Source organism: Pseudomonas sp. NUPR-001, from assembly GCF_052147955.1.
In the GTDB taxonomy this organism is placed as follows: domain Bacteria; phylum Pseudomonadota; class Gammaproteobacteria; order Pseudomonadales; family Pseudomonadaceae; genus Aquipseudomonas.
Genome location: NZ_CP197353.1, coordinates 4,797,061 through 4,812,160, shown reverse-complemented (window position 1 = coordinate 4,812,160; position 15,100 = coordinate 4,797,061). Strand labels below are relative to the sequence as shown.

Sequence of the window (15,100 nt, the reverse complement as noted above, 5' to 3'; positions counted from 1 at the left end):
TTTCTAGCTCAACTTGATAAAAGAACCAACATCATGGCATCGATCAGCGTTGAACCTTGCACCTTTGCCCTGTTTGGCGCCCTTGGCGACCTGGCGTTGCGCAAGCTGTTTCCGGCGCTCTACCAGCTCGACCGCGCCGACCTGTTGCACAGCAATACGCGGGTGCTGGCCCTGGCCCGCGAGGCGGGCAGCGTGGCCGAGCACCTGGCGTCGATCGAGGCGCACTTGCGCGAGTTCGTCCCGGCCGGGCAGATCGAGCCGCTGGTGTTGCAGCGCTTCCTCGCACGCCTGAGCTATGTGCATGTCGATTTCCTCAAGGGCGAGGATTACCAGGCGCTGGCCGAGCAGGTCGATGACGGCAATCAACTGATCGCCTATTTCGCCACACCTGCCGCGGTGTACGGCGGTATTTGCGAGAACCTCGACAAGGTCGGCCTCAGTGCCCGTACCCGGGTAGTGCTGGAAAAACCGATCGGCCATGACCTGGACTCGTCGCGGCGGGTCAACGATGCCGTGGCGCAGTACTTCCCGGAAGATCGGGTCTATCGCATCGACCATTACCTGGGCAAGGAAACCGTTCAGAACCTGATTGCCCTGCGCTTTGCCAATAGCCTGTTCGAAACCCAGTGGAACCAGAATTCGATCTCCCACGTAGAAATTACCGTGGCTGAAAAGGTCGGGATCGAAGGGCGCTGGGGCTACTTCGACAAAGCCGGGCAACTGCGCGACATGATCCAGAACCACCTGCTGCAGCTGCTCTGCCTGATCGCCATGGACCCGCCCAGTGACCTCTCTGCCGACAGCATCCGCAATGAGAAGGTCAAAGTGCTCAAGGCGCTGGCGCCGATCACGGGTGAAGGTTTGAGCACCCATGTGGTGCGCGGTCAGTACATTGCGGGTTACAGCGAAGGCAAATCCGTGCCCGGTTACCTGGAAGAAGACAACGCCAACGCCCAGAGCGACACCGAGACCTTTGTCGCCCTGCGCGCCGATATCCGCAACTGGCGCTGGGCGGGTGTGCCGTTCTACCTGCGCACCGGCAAGCGCATGCCGCAAAAGCTCTCGCAGATTGTCATCCACTTCAAAGAGACCCCGCACTACATCTTCGCCCCGGAACAGCGTTTGCAGATCGGTAACAAACTGATCATCCGCCTGCAGCCGGACGAAGGCATCTCCCTGCGGGTGATGACCAAGGAGCAGGGCCTGGACAAGGGCATGCAACTGCGCAGCGGGCCGTTGCAGCTGAATTTTTCCGACACCTGGCGCAGCGCGCGGATTCCCGATGCCTATGAGCGTTTGCTGTTGGAAGTGATGCGCGGCAATCAGAACCTGTTTGTACGCAAGGATGAAATCGAATACGCGTGGAAATGGTGTGATCAGTTGATCGCCGGCTGGAAGCACAGTGGCGATGCGCCCAAGCCTTATGCCGCTGGCTCCTGGGGGCCGATGAGCTCGATTGCACTGATTACGCGTGATGGGAGGTCGTGGTATGGCGATATCTGAACTTGAACTGCCGGCTAACGTAACGGCGCACGACTTTAGCGGTGCTGCGCAATTGGCCGAAGGCTTGGCCAAGGATGTCGCCGCACGCCTGAACGCTGCAATTGCGGCGAAAGGCCAGGCGACCCTGGTGGTGTCTGGCGGGCGTAGTCCGGTGGCATTTTTTCAGGCACTGATTCAGCAGCCGCTGGACTGGTCCAAGGTGCTGGTTACCCTCGCCGATGAGCGTTGGGTGCCGGTTGAGCATGCCGACAGCAATGCCGGGCTGCTCAAGCGTCATTTGTTGACCGGCAAGGCGGCCAAGGCGAGTTTTCTCAGCCTTTATCGCCCTGCAGCCAGCCTCGAAGCGGCTGCGGTCGAGGCTGACCAGGCCTTGGCCAAGCTGACCGCAATCGACGTATTGGTACTGGGCATGGGCGACGACGGGCATACCGCCTCGTTGTTCCCCAACAGCCCGAATCTCAGCGAAGGCCTCGACCGTCACAGCTCGCGGCGCTGCTTGCCGATGCTGGCGCCGAGTGTGCCGCATCAGCGCCTGAGCATGACCCGCGCCTTGCTCGCCCAGGCCGGATTCACCGTGTTGTCTGTGCAAGGCCCAGGCAAACTCGCTACCCTGCGCGCCGCACTGCAGGGCTCGGACATTGCCGCGATGCCGATTCGCGCCTTTCTACAAGACCCTCTGGATATTTACTGGTGCCCATGAGCCAAGGATCCGCCGTTATGACCACGCATGAACTGAAACAGCCGGGAGTTTCGATGACCGACAAGATTGCCCGGATCGATCAGATCTGCACCCAGGCGCGCATTCTGCCGGTGATCACCATTGCCCGCGAAAGCGACATCCTGCCGTTGGCCGATGCCTTGGCCGCGGGTGGCATCAAGACCCTGGAAGTGACCCTGCGTTCGGCGCATGGCTTGAAGGCCATCCAGGTGTTGCGCGAGCAGCGTCCGGAGCTGTGCATCGGTGCCGGCACCGTGCTCGATCGCACGACGTTTGCCGCCGTTGAAGCGGCCGGGGCGCAGTTCGTCGTCACCCCTGGGATTACTCAGGATTTGCTCGAAGCGGGCGTGGATAGCGACATTCCGTTGCTGCCGGGTATCAGTACACCGTCGGAAATCATGATGGGTTATTGCCTGGGCTACCGGCGCTTCAAGCTGTTTCCAGCCGAGATCAGCGGCGGCGTAGCAGCGATCAAAGCCTTTGCCGGCCCGTTTGGCGATGTGCGTTTTTGCCCGACCGGTGGGGTCAACCTGAGCAATGTACAAAGTTACATGGCGTTGCCCAATGTGATGTGTGTGGGCGGTACCTGGATGCTGAACAGTGACTGGATCAAGAACGGCGAGTGGTCGCGGATTACCGAGTGTAGTGCGCAGGCCATGGAGTTGTTGGGCTAAATCGAATTCGTTGTGTGCTACACGGTTTGGGGGCGCTTGGTCGGCGCCCCTTTTTTTTGCGCATCGCGGGGCAAGCCCGCTCCCACAGACCGGTAGGAGCGGGCTTGCCCCGCGATTGGGTTCTCAGAAGCTGTGAGTAATGTTCAGCCCCGGCGAGTCTTCATCGATCAGTGGCTCATTGAGCGCGCGCTCATCGAACGCCAGGTCCATGGTGTAAGCAGGTTTGTAGCCAATATCGCGTTGGTCCACGCGGCCGTTGTCGTGTTTGTCCTTCACAGCCTGTAGATACGCGGCGTGGCTCACCGGCACCGCGATGGAGGTGTGAACCCGCATTTCCTCAACATCTTTACGAAAATACGGGATGTGACCGACATTCCCTTGAGCATCGACCGCCTGGACCATCAGGTACCACTTGCGTCCGGCGGTTTTCGACGTCTTGCACAGTGCGCGATCGGCGCAATGCTCAAAACCGGTCTGTTCGCCTGATCGGTCCACTAGCTCCAGCAGATATTCGTTACCGAGAAAGTCCATCTGCTGTTGCATTTCCACGAGTACATTCTCTACGTACTCAGGGTCACCTTTGTCGATAATGGTCTTCACACGTTGCGCATAGGCGTTCATCTGCGTTTGCAGATCCGCGTTGAGCGGCATGCTGGCCAAGCGCTTGAGCTGTGCCTTGTAGCGTTGCATGTTGGCGCTTTCAGGCACGCTTTCAGCAGCTTTTGGCGCCTGAACGGCCTGGGCCTTGGCCGGTGCTTGGGTAGCGCTTGGTTTGTCGTCAAGCATCGTCCAAGTCTTGATGGCGACAACCAGCGCCAGAAGCAATAGCCAGATCAAGCCTTTCTTGAACTGCGTCTGACACATGAACAGCCAAGCGATCAGCTGTTCTGTTTTCGACAGCGTAGGGGCTTCGAACATCAGGCGGCGGTCGAAGAATTCGCGCACGCCTTGTTCCACCAGCGCATCGTCACACTCGATGCCCTGCTGCTGGTAATACGCCCTGATCCGCTCGGCGACTTCCGTGCGGCGCCGATGCAGATCCAGGTGCTCGCGCATCTGGCGTTGCTGATGGCGAAGCTGGTCGACGAGGGCCATGGCCCCCATCTGTTCGGAGAGTGATCCCCGCTTCATTGCCCGGCCTTGGCCAGCAAGTCGGCAAAGGAACGCTTGGCGTCTTCGACGCAGGCTGCGATTTCCCGGGCAGCATTGGTCGACTCGGCACGGTAGGTGTCGGTCAGGCCTTTCATGTCGTTCTGGAAGGTCAGCATGGCCTGGGCCAGCGAGCGCACGGCGTCGACGCGCAAGGTGGAGCCATAGCTGGCTTTAACGGCCGCGCCCAGTTGCTGGTTGCCGATTTCGCCCAGCGCTTCCAGGCCTTTGCTTATGCCTTCGGTGGTGGCGTTGAGGGTCTGGGTGGCTTCGGCCATACCGCTGTTGGCGGTGAACGACACCGCCAGGCTGGTGAGTACCACTTCGTTGGTGGAGAAGAACGACACCATGCGCTGGTACTGACGCTCTTTGATCACGTGTACCTGGCTGATACGGGCAAAGACCATCTCTGCGGTGTTGTAGCCCACACGCAGGTCATCGGCGATGTCCTTGATGATCTGATAACGCTTGTCTTCGTTCTGCAAGGCGCGCACGGCTTCGTCGCGGCTCAGTTCCAGGGCAGCGCGGCGGGCCGGTTCCTGGCCTTCGGCTGCCGTTACCGCGCTGTTGGCGGCATCGAGCTGCTGGGTGCGTTCGGCCAACACTTTGCCAGCCAGCGCCAGGACTTCCTGGGCATCGACTTCTGCGGTTTTCATTGCCAGGCGGAAGTCCATGTAGGACTCAAGGATGACGTTCTCGCGGGAAATCTGGTCGTTGGCCGACTTGCACACTTGCAGGTAGTGCTCGCGGATGTCGTTGAAGCGGCTGGGGATCGAGCCGCGACGCACGTTCATCCACGCCAGCTTGAGGCGTTCTACGGTGTCCAGGCGACCGTCATCCATCCAGCCGGCCATGTCTGCGGCATCTTCACGCACCGAGGTGAAACTGTCGGTGATGTCCATGAAGCGGGTGGAGATGTCCATGCCCTCGATCTGCTCGCGCACCATCGTGTTAAACGCGGTCGATTGCTGCAGCACGGTGGCAATCGAAGTGACCCGCGTGTTGTCGTAGTCGGCAATGCGATCGAGCAGAGCAAGCACCGGCGCTTGTTGAGTCGGCTGAAGGAAGTTGATGCCGATGCTGCGCAGGTTGCTGAGGGCCTTTTCCAGGTATTGGCTCATGGGGTGTCCTTACGAGGTGGCGCAGCCAGCGGCTGCCGAGTGTACGTGGGGGGAGGTTTCGCTGTCAGGAAGGAACTGGGTATCGAGCAGGCCCAGCAGGTAATCCAGGGTAATTTCGCGCTTCATGTAGCTGCTCAGTAGTTGAGCAACATCCAGCGAGGCGTCGAGCTGTCCGCCATTGTCGTAGTCGTAGAGGCAGAAGCACTCCTCGTGACAATCGCAGTCGCAATCTTGAACACTGCAATAGTCATATGAACAGCCGTTGAGGTGTGGAGTGCAATGGCAGTTGCAGTCGCAGTCTTCGTCGCAATTCAGGCTGCCGAACAGGTGAATACGCAGTTGGCTTTCAAGGTCTTTGGCCAACTCACAAGCGTCTTCGGCCGCGACTTGCCGCTCGTGGCAGTTGTCCAGCGCCTGGACGATGTGCAAGCGTTCCGCACGCAGTGCCTGCAGCCGTGCGCCCGCCTGTGGATTTGAGGCCAGTGCCGGGGCCAGTTCTTCCAGCAAGTCCTTCATGTCCTTGCCACGCGTCTGCTCGCTGATCAGTTGCAAACCGGCCAGAAAGTCCGGGTCTTCGTTGACGAGCAGTGGCACGAGTTCTTCCCGCAGTTCTCGGGCACGCTGCTTGGCTGCGAAGATCTGGCGGGCCAGCAGCTTCTGTTTGACGTTGAGCGCTTCTTTGCCGGCGGTGCGCTGTGCCTCAGCCTGCAGGTCGTACATCTCCTCCTGCAGTGCTTCCAGATTGGCCTGCCGTTCGCTTTGCAGTGTTTCGTTATAGTCCTGCATTTCCAGCAGGATCTGTTCGTTTTCCAGATTGATGCGAAAGTTGACCCGTTTGGCCAGCCAGCCGTCGAGTACGCGTGCCACAGGCCCGCCGTTGTACTCGGCAGTGCCGTAGTGACGATCACGCAGGAAGTTGTAGATCGGGTGCGCTTGGTACTGTGGGAGTTTGACGTTGCATTCGTCGCGCACTTCGATGAAGTCGATTTCAGCCTGCTGTTCGGCGTCCAGTGCGTGCTGAAGTTGCTGCGACACGCGCTGGTATTCGGGTGAGTGTTGCAGCCTGGCCAGTGCCTGGCGGTCAACTTCATCACGTTGCGCGCGAACTTCCCTGTCGTTGCGCAGCGCCTGGGTGATTTCCCGTTCCTGCTCGGCCAACAGCTTGCGCAGGCGTTCGTGTTCGGCACGGCTCGCGTTCAGCAGTTGGGCCAGCTTTGCAGGGGCGCCGGGTAGGGGGCTGAAGGTGTCTGCAACAATGGGGCTGAGGTAGTCGATGAGGTCCTGATCGATGCGCAGGTAGCGTCCCACGAGGGGGAGGTGGGCATGATCGATCTCGTTCATGCGCAGTTCATAGCTACGGGAATGATCTTCGACGATCGCCATCAGGGTGCTGGAAGCCATGCCCTTCATGGCTTGACCCTGGAGCAAGGCTGGGCGTGGTTCATCTGCGTCCTTACAGGTGGTGTCTACGAAAATGAAGCGGGTCCGCAGTATAACGACGGCTGAGGTCAAAGTGATGGCGTTTTAAAATCGGCGCACAAAAAAGCCCGCCTGAAGCAGGCGGGCTCTAGTGCAGCGGGCTCAGCGTCAGGCGGCTTTGGCGGCAGCCTGTTGCGTCAACGAGCGGTTCAGGGCGCTGAACAGGGCCTTGAAGCTGGCAGTGGTGATGTTTTCATCGATACCCACACCATGCACCGGGCGACCACCGGCAACACGCAGCTCAATGTACGCCGCGGCTTTGGCGTTGGTACCGGCGCCAATGGCGTGCTCGTTGTAGTCCATGATTTCCACGGCTACCGGCAAGCCTGCGACCAGTGCTTCCAGGGCACCGTTACCTTTGCCGTGCCAGTGCAGGGTGGTTTCACCTTCGCTGGACACTTCAACCTCAACCTTGCTGTTGCCGTTCTCTTCCTGCAGGCGATGGCTGACCAGCGCGTACGGCGAGTTGGCTTGCAAGTATTCGCGGTGCAGCAGGTTGTAGATCTGCTGGGCAGTCATTTCCAGGCCCAGACGGTCGGTTTCACCCTGTACCACCTGGCTGAACTCGATCTGCATGCGGCGTGGCAAGCTGATGCCGTATTCCTGTTCCAGCAGGTAGGTAATACCGCCTTTGCCCGACTGGCTGTTGACGCGGATGACTGCCTCGTAGCTGCGGCCGATGTCGGCCGGGTCGATCGGCAGGTACGGTACTTCCCACTTGGCGTCGTCTTTCTGCTGGGTGAAACCCTTGCGGATCGCATCCTGGTGCGAGCCGGAGAACGCGGTGTGAACCAGGTCACCAACGTATGGATGACGTGGGTGCACCGGAATCTGGTTGCATTCCTCGACCACCTTGCGCACGCCATCGATGTCGGAGAAGTCCAACTGTGGGTCCAGGCCTTGGGTGTAGAGGTTCAGGGCCAAGGTCACCAGGTCGACGTTACCGGTACGCTCGCCGTTGCCGAACAGGCAGCCTTCGACACGGTCGGCACCGGCCATCAGGCCCAGCTCGGTGGCGGCCACGCCAGTACCACGGTCGTTGTGGGTGTGCAGGCTGATGATCACGCTGTCGCGACGGTTGACGTTGCGGCCGAACCACTCGATCTGGTCGGCGTAGATGTTCGGCGTCGACACTTCGACGGTAGCCGGCAGGTTGAGGATGATCTTGTGCTCAGGCGTCGGGTTCCACACCTCGATCACCGCATCACAGACTTCCTTGGCGAACTCCAGTTCAGTGGCGCTGAAGGTCTCTGGCGAGTACTGGAACGTCCACTGGGTTTCTGGCTGCTGGGCGGCATATTTGACGAACAGCTTGGCCGCGTTCACCGCGATGTCTTTCACGCCTTGCTTGTCCTGGTTGAAGACAATACGGCGGAACGATGGGCTGGTGGCGTTGTACAGGTGGACGATGGCCTTTTTCGCACCGCGCAGCGATTCGAAGGTACGGGCGATCAAGTCTTCACGGGCCTGGGTCAACACCTGGATGGTGGTGTCATCAGGAATATGGCCGTCTTCGATCAGGGTACGAACGAAGTCGAAATCGGTTTGCGATGCCGAAGGGAAAGAGGCTTCGATCTCTTTCACGCCGACACTGACCAGGGTCTTCCAGAAACGCAGCTTCTTCACCGCATCCATCGGCTCGATCAGCGACTGGTTGCCATCACGCAAGTCGGAGCTGCACCAGATAGGCGTCTGGGTGATGGTCTTCGATGGCCAGGTACGGTCAGGCAAGTTGACGGTAGGGAAGGCACTGTATTTTTTCGAAGGGTCTTTGAGCATGGTCATGAAAAGCAATCCTTTAGTGTGCGGCCTGATGAAGGTGGCCTGCCGAACGAAAACGAGATGAAAAGGCGAGGCGACGCGATTCAGCTTGGTAGTCGTGCACTGACCAGGCAGAGGCTGCGGTGTTGACGAAGCAGAATGAGGGTCTGAAAGGTTTTCATGTCTTCAACCCTACCCAGTGAGGTTAAAGATGGCAAGTGTTGCGAAAAATTTGAGAGGAATGCTTAAAAAATCAAAGAAGTCGAAATTTTATAGCGATTTATTGAGGTGGGATCATATTTTATTGCGATGACTTGCCAGCTTGGGAAATCCGCTGTCATAGCAACTGCCTTGATCATCCTGTGGGAGCGGCGGTGCGGCGACCCGACTTGCCCCGCGATGCGGTGAAACAGACAAATCGCTATCGCGGGGCAAGCCCGCTCCCACAGGTGGTGCAAGACAGTTCACCCATAGGAATCAGGGCTGGAAGGCACCGATGAAGATGGCTGGGTCTACCCGCGCGTCGTTGAGGCTGACGTTCCAGTGCATGTGCGGGCCTGTTGCCCGGCCGGTTGCGCCGACCCGTCCGACCACTGCGCCGCGGCTGAGCTGCTGGCCGGGCTTCACGTCGATCTTCGACATATGGCAGAACATGCTGATAAAGCCTTGGCCATGATCGACGAACACTGTCTGGCCATTGAAGAAGTAATTGCCCACCAGAATCACTTTGCCGTTGGCCGGGGTTTTGATCGGTGTGCCAGCAGGCACGGCGAAGTCCAGCCCGGCATGCGGGTTGCGCTCTTCGCCATTGAAGAAGCGGCGCACGCCGAACTTGCTCGACAGTGGGCCATTGACCGGTTTGTCGAGCATCAGGTTGCTCGGCAGGGTAGGGCTGAAACTGCGGTAGGCCTTGAGCTGTTCGGCCAATTCGGCGTCGATACGCTTGAGGTCGGCCGGATCAGGATTGACCTGACGCTTGTTCTTCAAGGTGATGCGCTGTTCCGGGTACTTCTTGCTGCCTACGTTGAAACTGAGGGTGCGTGTGCCTTGGGTGATCTTCGCCTGGCCGGGCTTTTGCGTGAGCGGGATGCCGACGATGGCCAGCCAGTTGTCCTGCTCCTTGACCACCAGCACCGGCTTGCCATCAAAGCGTGCGCTGGGCGCCTGGGCTGCCGGGCCAAGGTTAACAACCGCAACTCCACCGGGTACCGGTTTGTTCAGTTGACGGGTGATGTAGCTGGCCTGGGCGCTGCTGGCGAACATCAGGCACAGCAGCATCAACGGGGCAAACAAACGGGGCATGGTTCAGTCCAGTAATGAAAGCGTGACCGGGGTCAGGTGATTGTCTTCAACGCGTACCTGCAGCTCACCTTCGCCCAGGCGGGCAGTCAGGCGCTGGCCGTTTTGGGTCTGGGTGGCGCTACGAATGGCCTGCCCGCGCTCATCGAGGAGGATGCTGTAGCCGCGTCCTAGGGTGGCCAGCGGGCTGACCACGTGCAGGGTTTGCATGTGCGCCTGGAGGCGTTGGCGACGGTCCTTGAGCGTTTCGCGCATGGCCCGCGGCAAGCGCTCGGACAGGCTGTCCAGGCGCTGCTTGAGCAAGGCCAGGGTGCGTCCGGGATGCTGCGCAGCCAGGCGGGTATCGAGGCGCGCCAGGCGCTCGCGGCGTTGGTTGAGGCGTTGTTCGAAGGCGCGGCGCAGGCGCATGTCCAGGTCATCCAGACGTTGCGCTTGTTGACGCAGGCGCTCGCCGGGGTGGCGCAGGCGTCGGGTCAGGCCATCCAGGCGCAGGCGGTCGTGGCTCAGGCGGCTCTGCATGCGTAGCAGCAGGCGACGCTTGAGGCTGTCGATACGGCGCTGCAGGTCGCTGCTGTCCGGCGCCAGCAACTCGGCCGCAGCTGAAGGCGTGGGTGCGCGTACGTCGGCGACAAAGTCACTGATCGACACATCCGTCTCGTGGCCGACGGCGCTGACAATCGGCGTGACGCAGGCGGCAATCGCGCGCGCCACTGGCTCTTCGTTGAAGCACCAGAGGTCTTCCAGCGAACCACCGCCACGGGCCAGGATCAGCGCGTCGAAGCCGCCGGCATCGGCCAGTTGCAAGGCCCGCACGATCTGATTGATGGCTTCACGGCCTTGCACGGCGGTCGGGATCAGGGTCAGTTCGACTTGCGGGGCACGGCGGCGGAACACGCTGATGATGTCGCGGATCACCGCACCTGTCGGCGAGCTGACAATGCCGATGCGTTGCGGGTGGGCGGGCAGGGCGACCTTGCGTTCGGCGCTGAACAGCCCTTCGGCTCCGAGCTTTTCCTTGAGCGCTTCGAAGGCCAGGCGCAGTGCGCCGTCGCCGGCCGGTTCGACCGTATCGAGGATCAGTTGGTAGTCGCCACGGCCTTCGAACAGCGAGACCTTGCCGCGCACCTTGACTGCCAGGCCGTCACGCAGGGCCTGGCGCACGCGCACGGCGTTCTGGCGGAACAGTGCGCAGCGCACCTGAGCACCGCTGTCTTTAAGGGTGAAATAGACATGGCCGGACGCCGGGCGGGCGAGGTTGGAGATTTCGCCTTCAACCCAGACATTACGGAACACGTCTTCGAGCAGCACCCGGGCGCGGCCGTTGAGCTGGCTGACGGTGAGGACTTCGCGGTCCAGGCCGAGTCTTTCGAAAGGGTCTTTGATCATGGGGCAGCATCATAAAGCAATGTTGCACTGGCGCGGTAGGCGCGGGCTTGTCCTGCGATTGTGATCTGTCAGGCAGATCGTAGCGCGGGGCAAGCCCGCGCCTACGGGGTCATGTGTTCGACGAATTGCCTGACCAATGTTCCGGCGTCCTGGCGGTAGGCCAAGGCCACGGTGCTGGCGCAGCCTTCGTCCGCCAGGGCAATGAACTTCAGCGATGGCGGTGCTATTTCCTGCATGGACTTGGGTAACAAGGCCACACCGAATCCGGCCTGGATCAACTGCAACTGGGTTGTCTTGCGTGACACCACTCGCGCAGCTTGCGGGAAGAATCCGGCGCGCATGCACAATTCGGCAGACAGGTAGCTCAAGCCGCCACGCTGATGGTGGGGGATGGAGATAAACGGCAGGTCACGCAGTTGCGCCAGACAAACGCGGGTTTCTCCGGCCAGCGGATGATTCTCGGCGACGGCCAGCAACAAAGGTTCTTCGAACAGCGGCTGGACACACAGCCCTTCGTGCTGGCGCAACACTGGCAGGCGCAACAGGCCGATTTCCAGACGGCCTTGCGCAAGTTCCTGCAGTTGCATTTCAGAAGACTGCTGCGCGATGTCCATGGCCACACCTGGATGCTCATGCAGATAACTGCTGAGGCGGCTCAATAACGGCCCGGTCAAGGGCACGGTGCTCGAGTGATTCAAGCGCAGATTGCCGCTCACCCCCTGGCCGACATCCCGAGCCAGCTGTTGGGCTTTTTCCAGGTCGATCAGCAAGGTACGGGCTCTTGGCAAGAAGGCCTGGCCGGCAGCGGTCAGGCGCGGCTGGCGAGCAGTGCGTTCGAACAGCAAGGTATCGAGCTGCGACTCCAGCTCTTTGATCTGCCGGCTCAGGGCGGACTGGGCGATGAACAGGCGCTCGGCGGCGGCGCTGAAGCTGCCGCTCTCGGCGATTTCAACGAAGTAGCGCAACTGACGGGTGGAGATCATTAGTGCTATGCCGTTTCGAGATGTCTGCTGGCGAAAATGCATATTAGTCGGCATGGCTAGCGGCTGGGTAAAGTTTCTTCACCTTCACTGTTGGCGACCACCATGCTCTCGGCTCTGCTTTCCCAATTACCCTTCAGCGCCTTCGACTGGCTGCCAATTCTGTTCGGTGTCGGTGCCGCTTACATCGTTTTCGGCATCGCGGGTTTCGGTACCGCGCTGATAGCGGGACCTGTGTTGATCAACTTCATGCCGCTGTCGCAGATCATCCCGTTGCTGGTGCTACTGGATTTCGTCGCCGCCCTTGGTAACTGGCTGCCAGCACGCAGAGCGGTGGCCCGTAGCGAATTGCTGCGCCTGCTACCGTGCATGGCCCTGGGATGCACCCTCGGTGTGATGTTTTTGCTCACGCTCAAATCCGACCTGTTGTTGCTGTTGATGGGCCTTTTTATCAGCGCTTACGCCTTGTACAGCCTGGCGGTGAAGGCCAGGCCAGCACAGCTTGCGGCGGCCTGGGCGGTACCTATGGGAACCGCGGGCGGCCTGTTTGGTGCCTTGTTTGGCAGCGGTGGGTTTCTCTATGCGATTTATCTCAACGCCCGCTTGCCCTCCAACGAGCAGGCACGGGCGACTCAAAGTGCGCTGATCAGTTGCAGCACGGTGGTGCGCCTGAGCCTGTTTCTGATCGCCGGGGTGTATGCCGACCTTCCGTTGATAGTGCTGGCGCTGTGTTTGCTGCCGGTGATGCTGATCGGTGTGTACCTGGGCCGGCGTCTGACCTTGAACATGTCACGAGACGCCTTTGTGCGGCTGGTCAGCTGGCTGGTGCTGGCCAGCGGCATTGCCCTGATCGGTCGCTACCTGAGTGAGGTAAACTGGCCGCTTTGAGCATGTTTGGCTGCCGTCATGATTACCCAGAGCATCATTGTCCCGAAGATTTCCACGGTTCCTGTGCATGAGCCCCGCGCCCGGGCGATTCTGCGCTGGCTGGTGCGCGAGAAAATCATCGAGGAACAACTGAGCACCTGCGGCAGCACCGGCAACCGTATGGCCTACGCCATTGCTGAAGGCGCGCGCAAAGTGGTGGAGCGGCCGGAATTGCTGCCTTACGGTCAGGCCGTCAATGGCCTGGAAGTGATCAGCAAACGTTGCATCTATACCCCGCTCGATGGCTTTCTCGAAGAGGCCGGCTGCGCCGAGTGCCGCCGCGAGGTGGGCGTGGCGCTGTTCGAAAGCCTGGAAGAATGGATGCCGGGGCAAACCGACAACTTCATTTGCCCGTTGTGTGGTCACGAAGACGACATCAATGGCTTTCTGTTTCTGCAACCTTGCGCGTTTTCCAACCTGGGTTTCATCTTCAATAACTGGAGCGCGGCACAGTTCAAGCAGGCTTTTCTCGATGACTTCGCCGACTGGCTGGATCAGCCGGTGGCGGTCGTTGAGGTAAGCCGCGCCGGTAACTGACCGAAGGCCGATCTTTGCATTGAGCGAAAGGCTCTGGATGAGTATAATGGCGCGCTTCCATTTTTCCCGCCCGGGAGCCCCCGCGATGCTGCGTATCAGCCAAGAAGCCCTGACCTTCGACGACATTCTCCTAGTGCCTGGTTATTCCGAGGTACTACCCAATGAAGTCAGTCTCAAGACCCGTTTGACCCGTGGCATCGAGCTGAATATTCCGTTGGTTTCCGCCGCCATGGATACCGTGACCGAAGCCCGCCTGGCCATTGCCATGGCCCAGGAAGGTGGCATCGGCATCATCCACAAGAACATGACCATCGAGCAGCAAGCTGCCGAAGTGCGCAAGGTCAAGAAGTTCGAGGCTGGTGTGGTCAAAGACCCGATCACCATCGAGGCTGATGCCACGGTGCGTGACCTGTTCGAACTGACCCGTCTGAACAACATTTCCGGCGTTCCGGTACTGCACAATGGCGACCTGGTCGGTATTGTCACCTCCCGTGACGTGCGCTTCGAAAGCCGCCTGGACGCCACTGTCCGTGAAGTGATGACGCCTAAAGAGCGTCTGGTCACGGTCATGGAAGGCGCTGACAAGAACGAAGCGCGTGAACTGCTGCACAAGCACCGCATCGAGCGCGTGCTGATCGTCGACGAAAAATTCGCCCTCAAAGGCATGATGACCGTCAACGACATCGAAAAAGCCAAGGCCTACCCGCTGGCCAGCAAGGACGACCAGGGTCGTCTGCGCGTTGGCGCTGCGGTCGGCACCGGTAAAGACACCGGCGATCGCGTTACCGCACTGGTTGCCGCCGGCGTTGACGTGGTGGTGGTCGACACCGCTCACGGCCACTCCAAAGGCGTGATCGATCGCGTTCGCTGGGTCAAGGAGAACTTCCCGCAGGTTCAGGTCATCGGCGGCAACATCGCTACCGGCGCTGCGGCCAAAGCCTTGGCCGAAGCCGGCGCTGACGCCGTCAAGGTCGGTATCGGTCCTGGCTCGATCTGCACCACCCGTATCGTTGCCGGTGTCGGTGTGCCGCAAATCAGCGCCATCGCCAATGTTGCCGCAGCCCTTGAAGGCACCGGTGTTCCGCTGATCGCCGACGGTGGCATCCGCTTCTCCGGCGACCTGTCCAAGGCCATCGTTGCTGGCGCTTCCGCGGTGATGATGGGCTCGATGTTCGCCGGTACCGAAGAAGCACCCGGCGAGATCGAACTGTTCCAGGGCCGTTCCTACAAGGCTTACCGTGGCATGGGCTCGCTGGGCGCCATGTCCCAGGCCCAGGGTTCCTCGGACCGTTACTTCCAGGACTCCTCGGCCGGTGCCGAGAAGCTGGTACCGGAAGGTATCGAAGGTCGTGTGCCGTACAAGGGCACCCTGACCGCGATCATCCACCAGCTGATGGGTGGCCTGCGCTCCTCGATGGGCTACACCGGCAGCGCCAACATCGAAGAGATGCGCACCAAACCAGAGTTCGTGCGTATCACCGGTGCCGGCATGGCCGAGTCCCACGTGCATGACGTACAAATCACCAAAGAAGCGCCAAACTACCGGGTCGGCTAACGCCTCCAGTC

The 15,100-nt window shown here is 60.3% G+C and carries 14 protein-coding genes; 7 read left to right on the top strand and 7 right to left on the bottom strand.

Going from position 1 to position 15,100, the window contains the following annotated elements; translation table 11 throughout:
- The first annotated feature begins 33 nt into the window (after positions 1 to 33).
- Genes zwf through ACP6KB_RS22015 form a run of 3 tightly spaced genes read left to right on the top strand, consistent with a single transcriptional unit; the run spans position 34 to position 2,895 of the window.
- A complete protein-coding gene (gene zwf, locus ACP6KB_RS22025; protein ID WP_442109375.1) occupies positions 34 to 1,503 on the top strand; it encodes a glucose-6-phosphate dehydrogenase in 1,470 nt (489 codons plus the stop codon).
- The gene (gene pgl / locus ACP6KB_RS22020) at positions 1,490 to 2,203 is read left to right on the top strand and encodes a 6-phosphogluconolactonase (protein WP_442109374.1); all 714 of its coding nucleotides are present in this window, start codon (positions 1,490 to 1,492) and stop codon (positions 2,201 to 2,203) included. Before zwf ends, pgl begins: the two co-directional genes overlap by 14 nt.
- Before the next feature lie 17 nt (positions 2,204 to 2,220).
- The gene (locus tag ACP6KB_RS22015) at positions 2,221 to 2,895 is read left to right on the top strand and encodes a bifunctional 4-hydroxy-2-oxoglutarate aldolase/2-dehydro-3-deoxy-phosphogluconate aldolase (RefSeq protein WP_442109373.1); all 675 of its coding nucleotides are present in this window, start codon (positions 2,221 to 2,223) and stop codon (positions 2,893 to 2,895) included.
- A 123-nt stretch (positions 2,896 to 3,018) separates the two neighbouring features.
- On the opposite strand, the gene ACP6KB_RS22010 is transcribed toward ACP6KB_RS22015, so the two are convergent.
- The 3 genes from ACP6KB_RS22010 to ACP6KB_RS22000 are packed head-to-tail and all read right to left on the bottom strand — an operon-like array spanning position 3,019 to position 6,506.
- Complete coding sequence (locus ACP6KB_RS22010) at positions 3,019 to 4,026, bottom strand: DUF6384 family protein (protein ID WP_442109372.1); 1,008 nt, start codon at positions 4,024 to 4,026, stop codon at positions 3,019 to 3,021.
- Positions 4,023 to 5,165, bottom strand: coding sequence for a merozoite surface protein 3b (locus ACP6KB_RS22005; protein ID WP_442109371.1), 1,143 nt, complete (start codon positions 5,163 to 5,165; stop codon positions 4,023 to 4,025). Before ACP6KB_RS22005 ends, ACP6KB_RS22010 begins: the two co-directional genes overlap by 4 nt.
- A gap of 9 nt (positions 5,166 to 5,174) precedes the next feature.
- Complete coding sequence (locus tag ACP6KB_RS22000; RefSeq protein ID WP_442109370.1) at positions 5,175 to 6,506, bottom strand: hypothetical protein; 1,332 nt, start codon at positions 6,504 to 6,506, stop codon at positions 5,175 to 5,177.
- On the opposite strand from ACP6KB_RS22000, the gene ACP6KB_RS21995 reads away from it, so the two are divergent.
- Positions 6,489 to 6,671, top strand: a complete 183-nt coding sequence (locus ACP6KB_RS21995; RefSeq protein WP_442109369.1) for a hypothetical protein — start codon at positions 6,489 to 6,491, stop codon at positions 6,669 to 6,671. The two genes, ACP6KB_RS22000 and ACP6KB_RS21995, sit on opposite strands and share 18 nt — an antisense overlap.
- Before the next feature lie 81 nt (positions 6,672 to 6,752).
- Here ACP6KB_RS21995 and leuA read toward each other — a convergent pair whose 3' ends face one another.
- The 4 genes from leuA to ACP6KB_RS21975 all read right to left on the bottom strand — a co-directional run bounded on the left by leuA (position 6,753) and on the right by ACP6KB_RS21975 (position 12,073).
- Positions 6,753 to 8,429 carry a 2-isopropylmalate synthase gene (gene leuA / locus ACP6KB_RS21990; RefSeq protein WP_442109368.1) on the bottom strand — a complete coding sequence of 559 codons (1,677 nt, stop codon included), beginning with the start codon at positions 8,427 to 8,429 and terminating at the stop codon, positions 6,753 to 6,755.
- Positions 8,430 to 8,882: 453 nt separating this feature from the next.
- Positions 8,883 to 9,707: a peptidoglycan DD-metalloendopeptidase family protein gene (locus ACP6KB_RS21985; protein WP_442109367.1), complete on the bottom strand. Its 825-nt coding sequence runs from the start codon at positions 9,705 to 9,707 to the stop codon at positions 8,883 to 8,885.
- Between the two features lie 3 nt (positions 9,708 to 9,710).
- Positions 9,711 to 11,090, bottom strand: coding sequence for an exodeoxyribonuclease VII large subunit (gene xseA / locus ACP6KB_RS21980; protein WP_442109366.1), 1,380 nt, complete (start codon positions 11,088 to 11,090; stop codon positions 9,711 to 9,713).
- A 101-nt stretch (positions 11,091 to 11,191) separates the two neighbouring features.
- A complete protein-coding gene (locus tag ACP6KB_RS21975; RefSeq protein ID WP_442109365.1) occupies positions 11,192 to 12,073 on the bottom strand; it encodes a LysR family transcriptional regulator in 882 nt (293 codons plus the stop codon).
- A gap of 102 nt (positions 12,074 to 12,175) precedes the next feature.
- On the opposite strand from ACP6KB_RS21975, the gene ACP6KB_RS21970 reads away from it, so the two are divergent.
- The 3 genes from ACP6KB_RS21970 to guaB all read left to right on the top strand — a co-directional run bounded on the left by ACP6KB_RS21970 (position 12,176) and on the right by guaB (position 15,089).
- Positions 12,176 to 12,958: a sulfite exporter TauE/SafE family protein gene (locus tag ACP6KB_RS21970; RefSeq protein ID WP_442109364.1), complete on the top strand. Its 783-nt coding sequence runs from the start codon at positions 12,176 to 12,178 to the stop codon at positions 12,956 to 12,958.
- An 18-nt stretch (positions 12,959 to 12,976) separates the two neighbouring features.
- On the top strand, positions 12,977 to 13,534 hold the full coding sequence (locus ACP6KB_RS21965; RefSeq protein WP_442109363.1) for a sugar ABC transporter ATPase: 558 nt from the start codon (positions 12,977 to 12,979) through the stop codon (positions 13,532 to 13,534).
- Positions 13,535 to 13,619: 85 nt separating this feature from the next.
- Positions 13,620 to 15,089, top strand: coding sequence for an IMP dehydrogenase (gene guaB, locus ACP6KB_RS21960; protein ID WP_442109362.1), 1,470 nt, complete (start codon positions 13,620 to 13,622; stop codon positions 15,087 to 15,089).
- Positions 15,090 to 15,100: the final 11 nt, after the last annotated feature.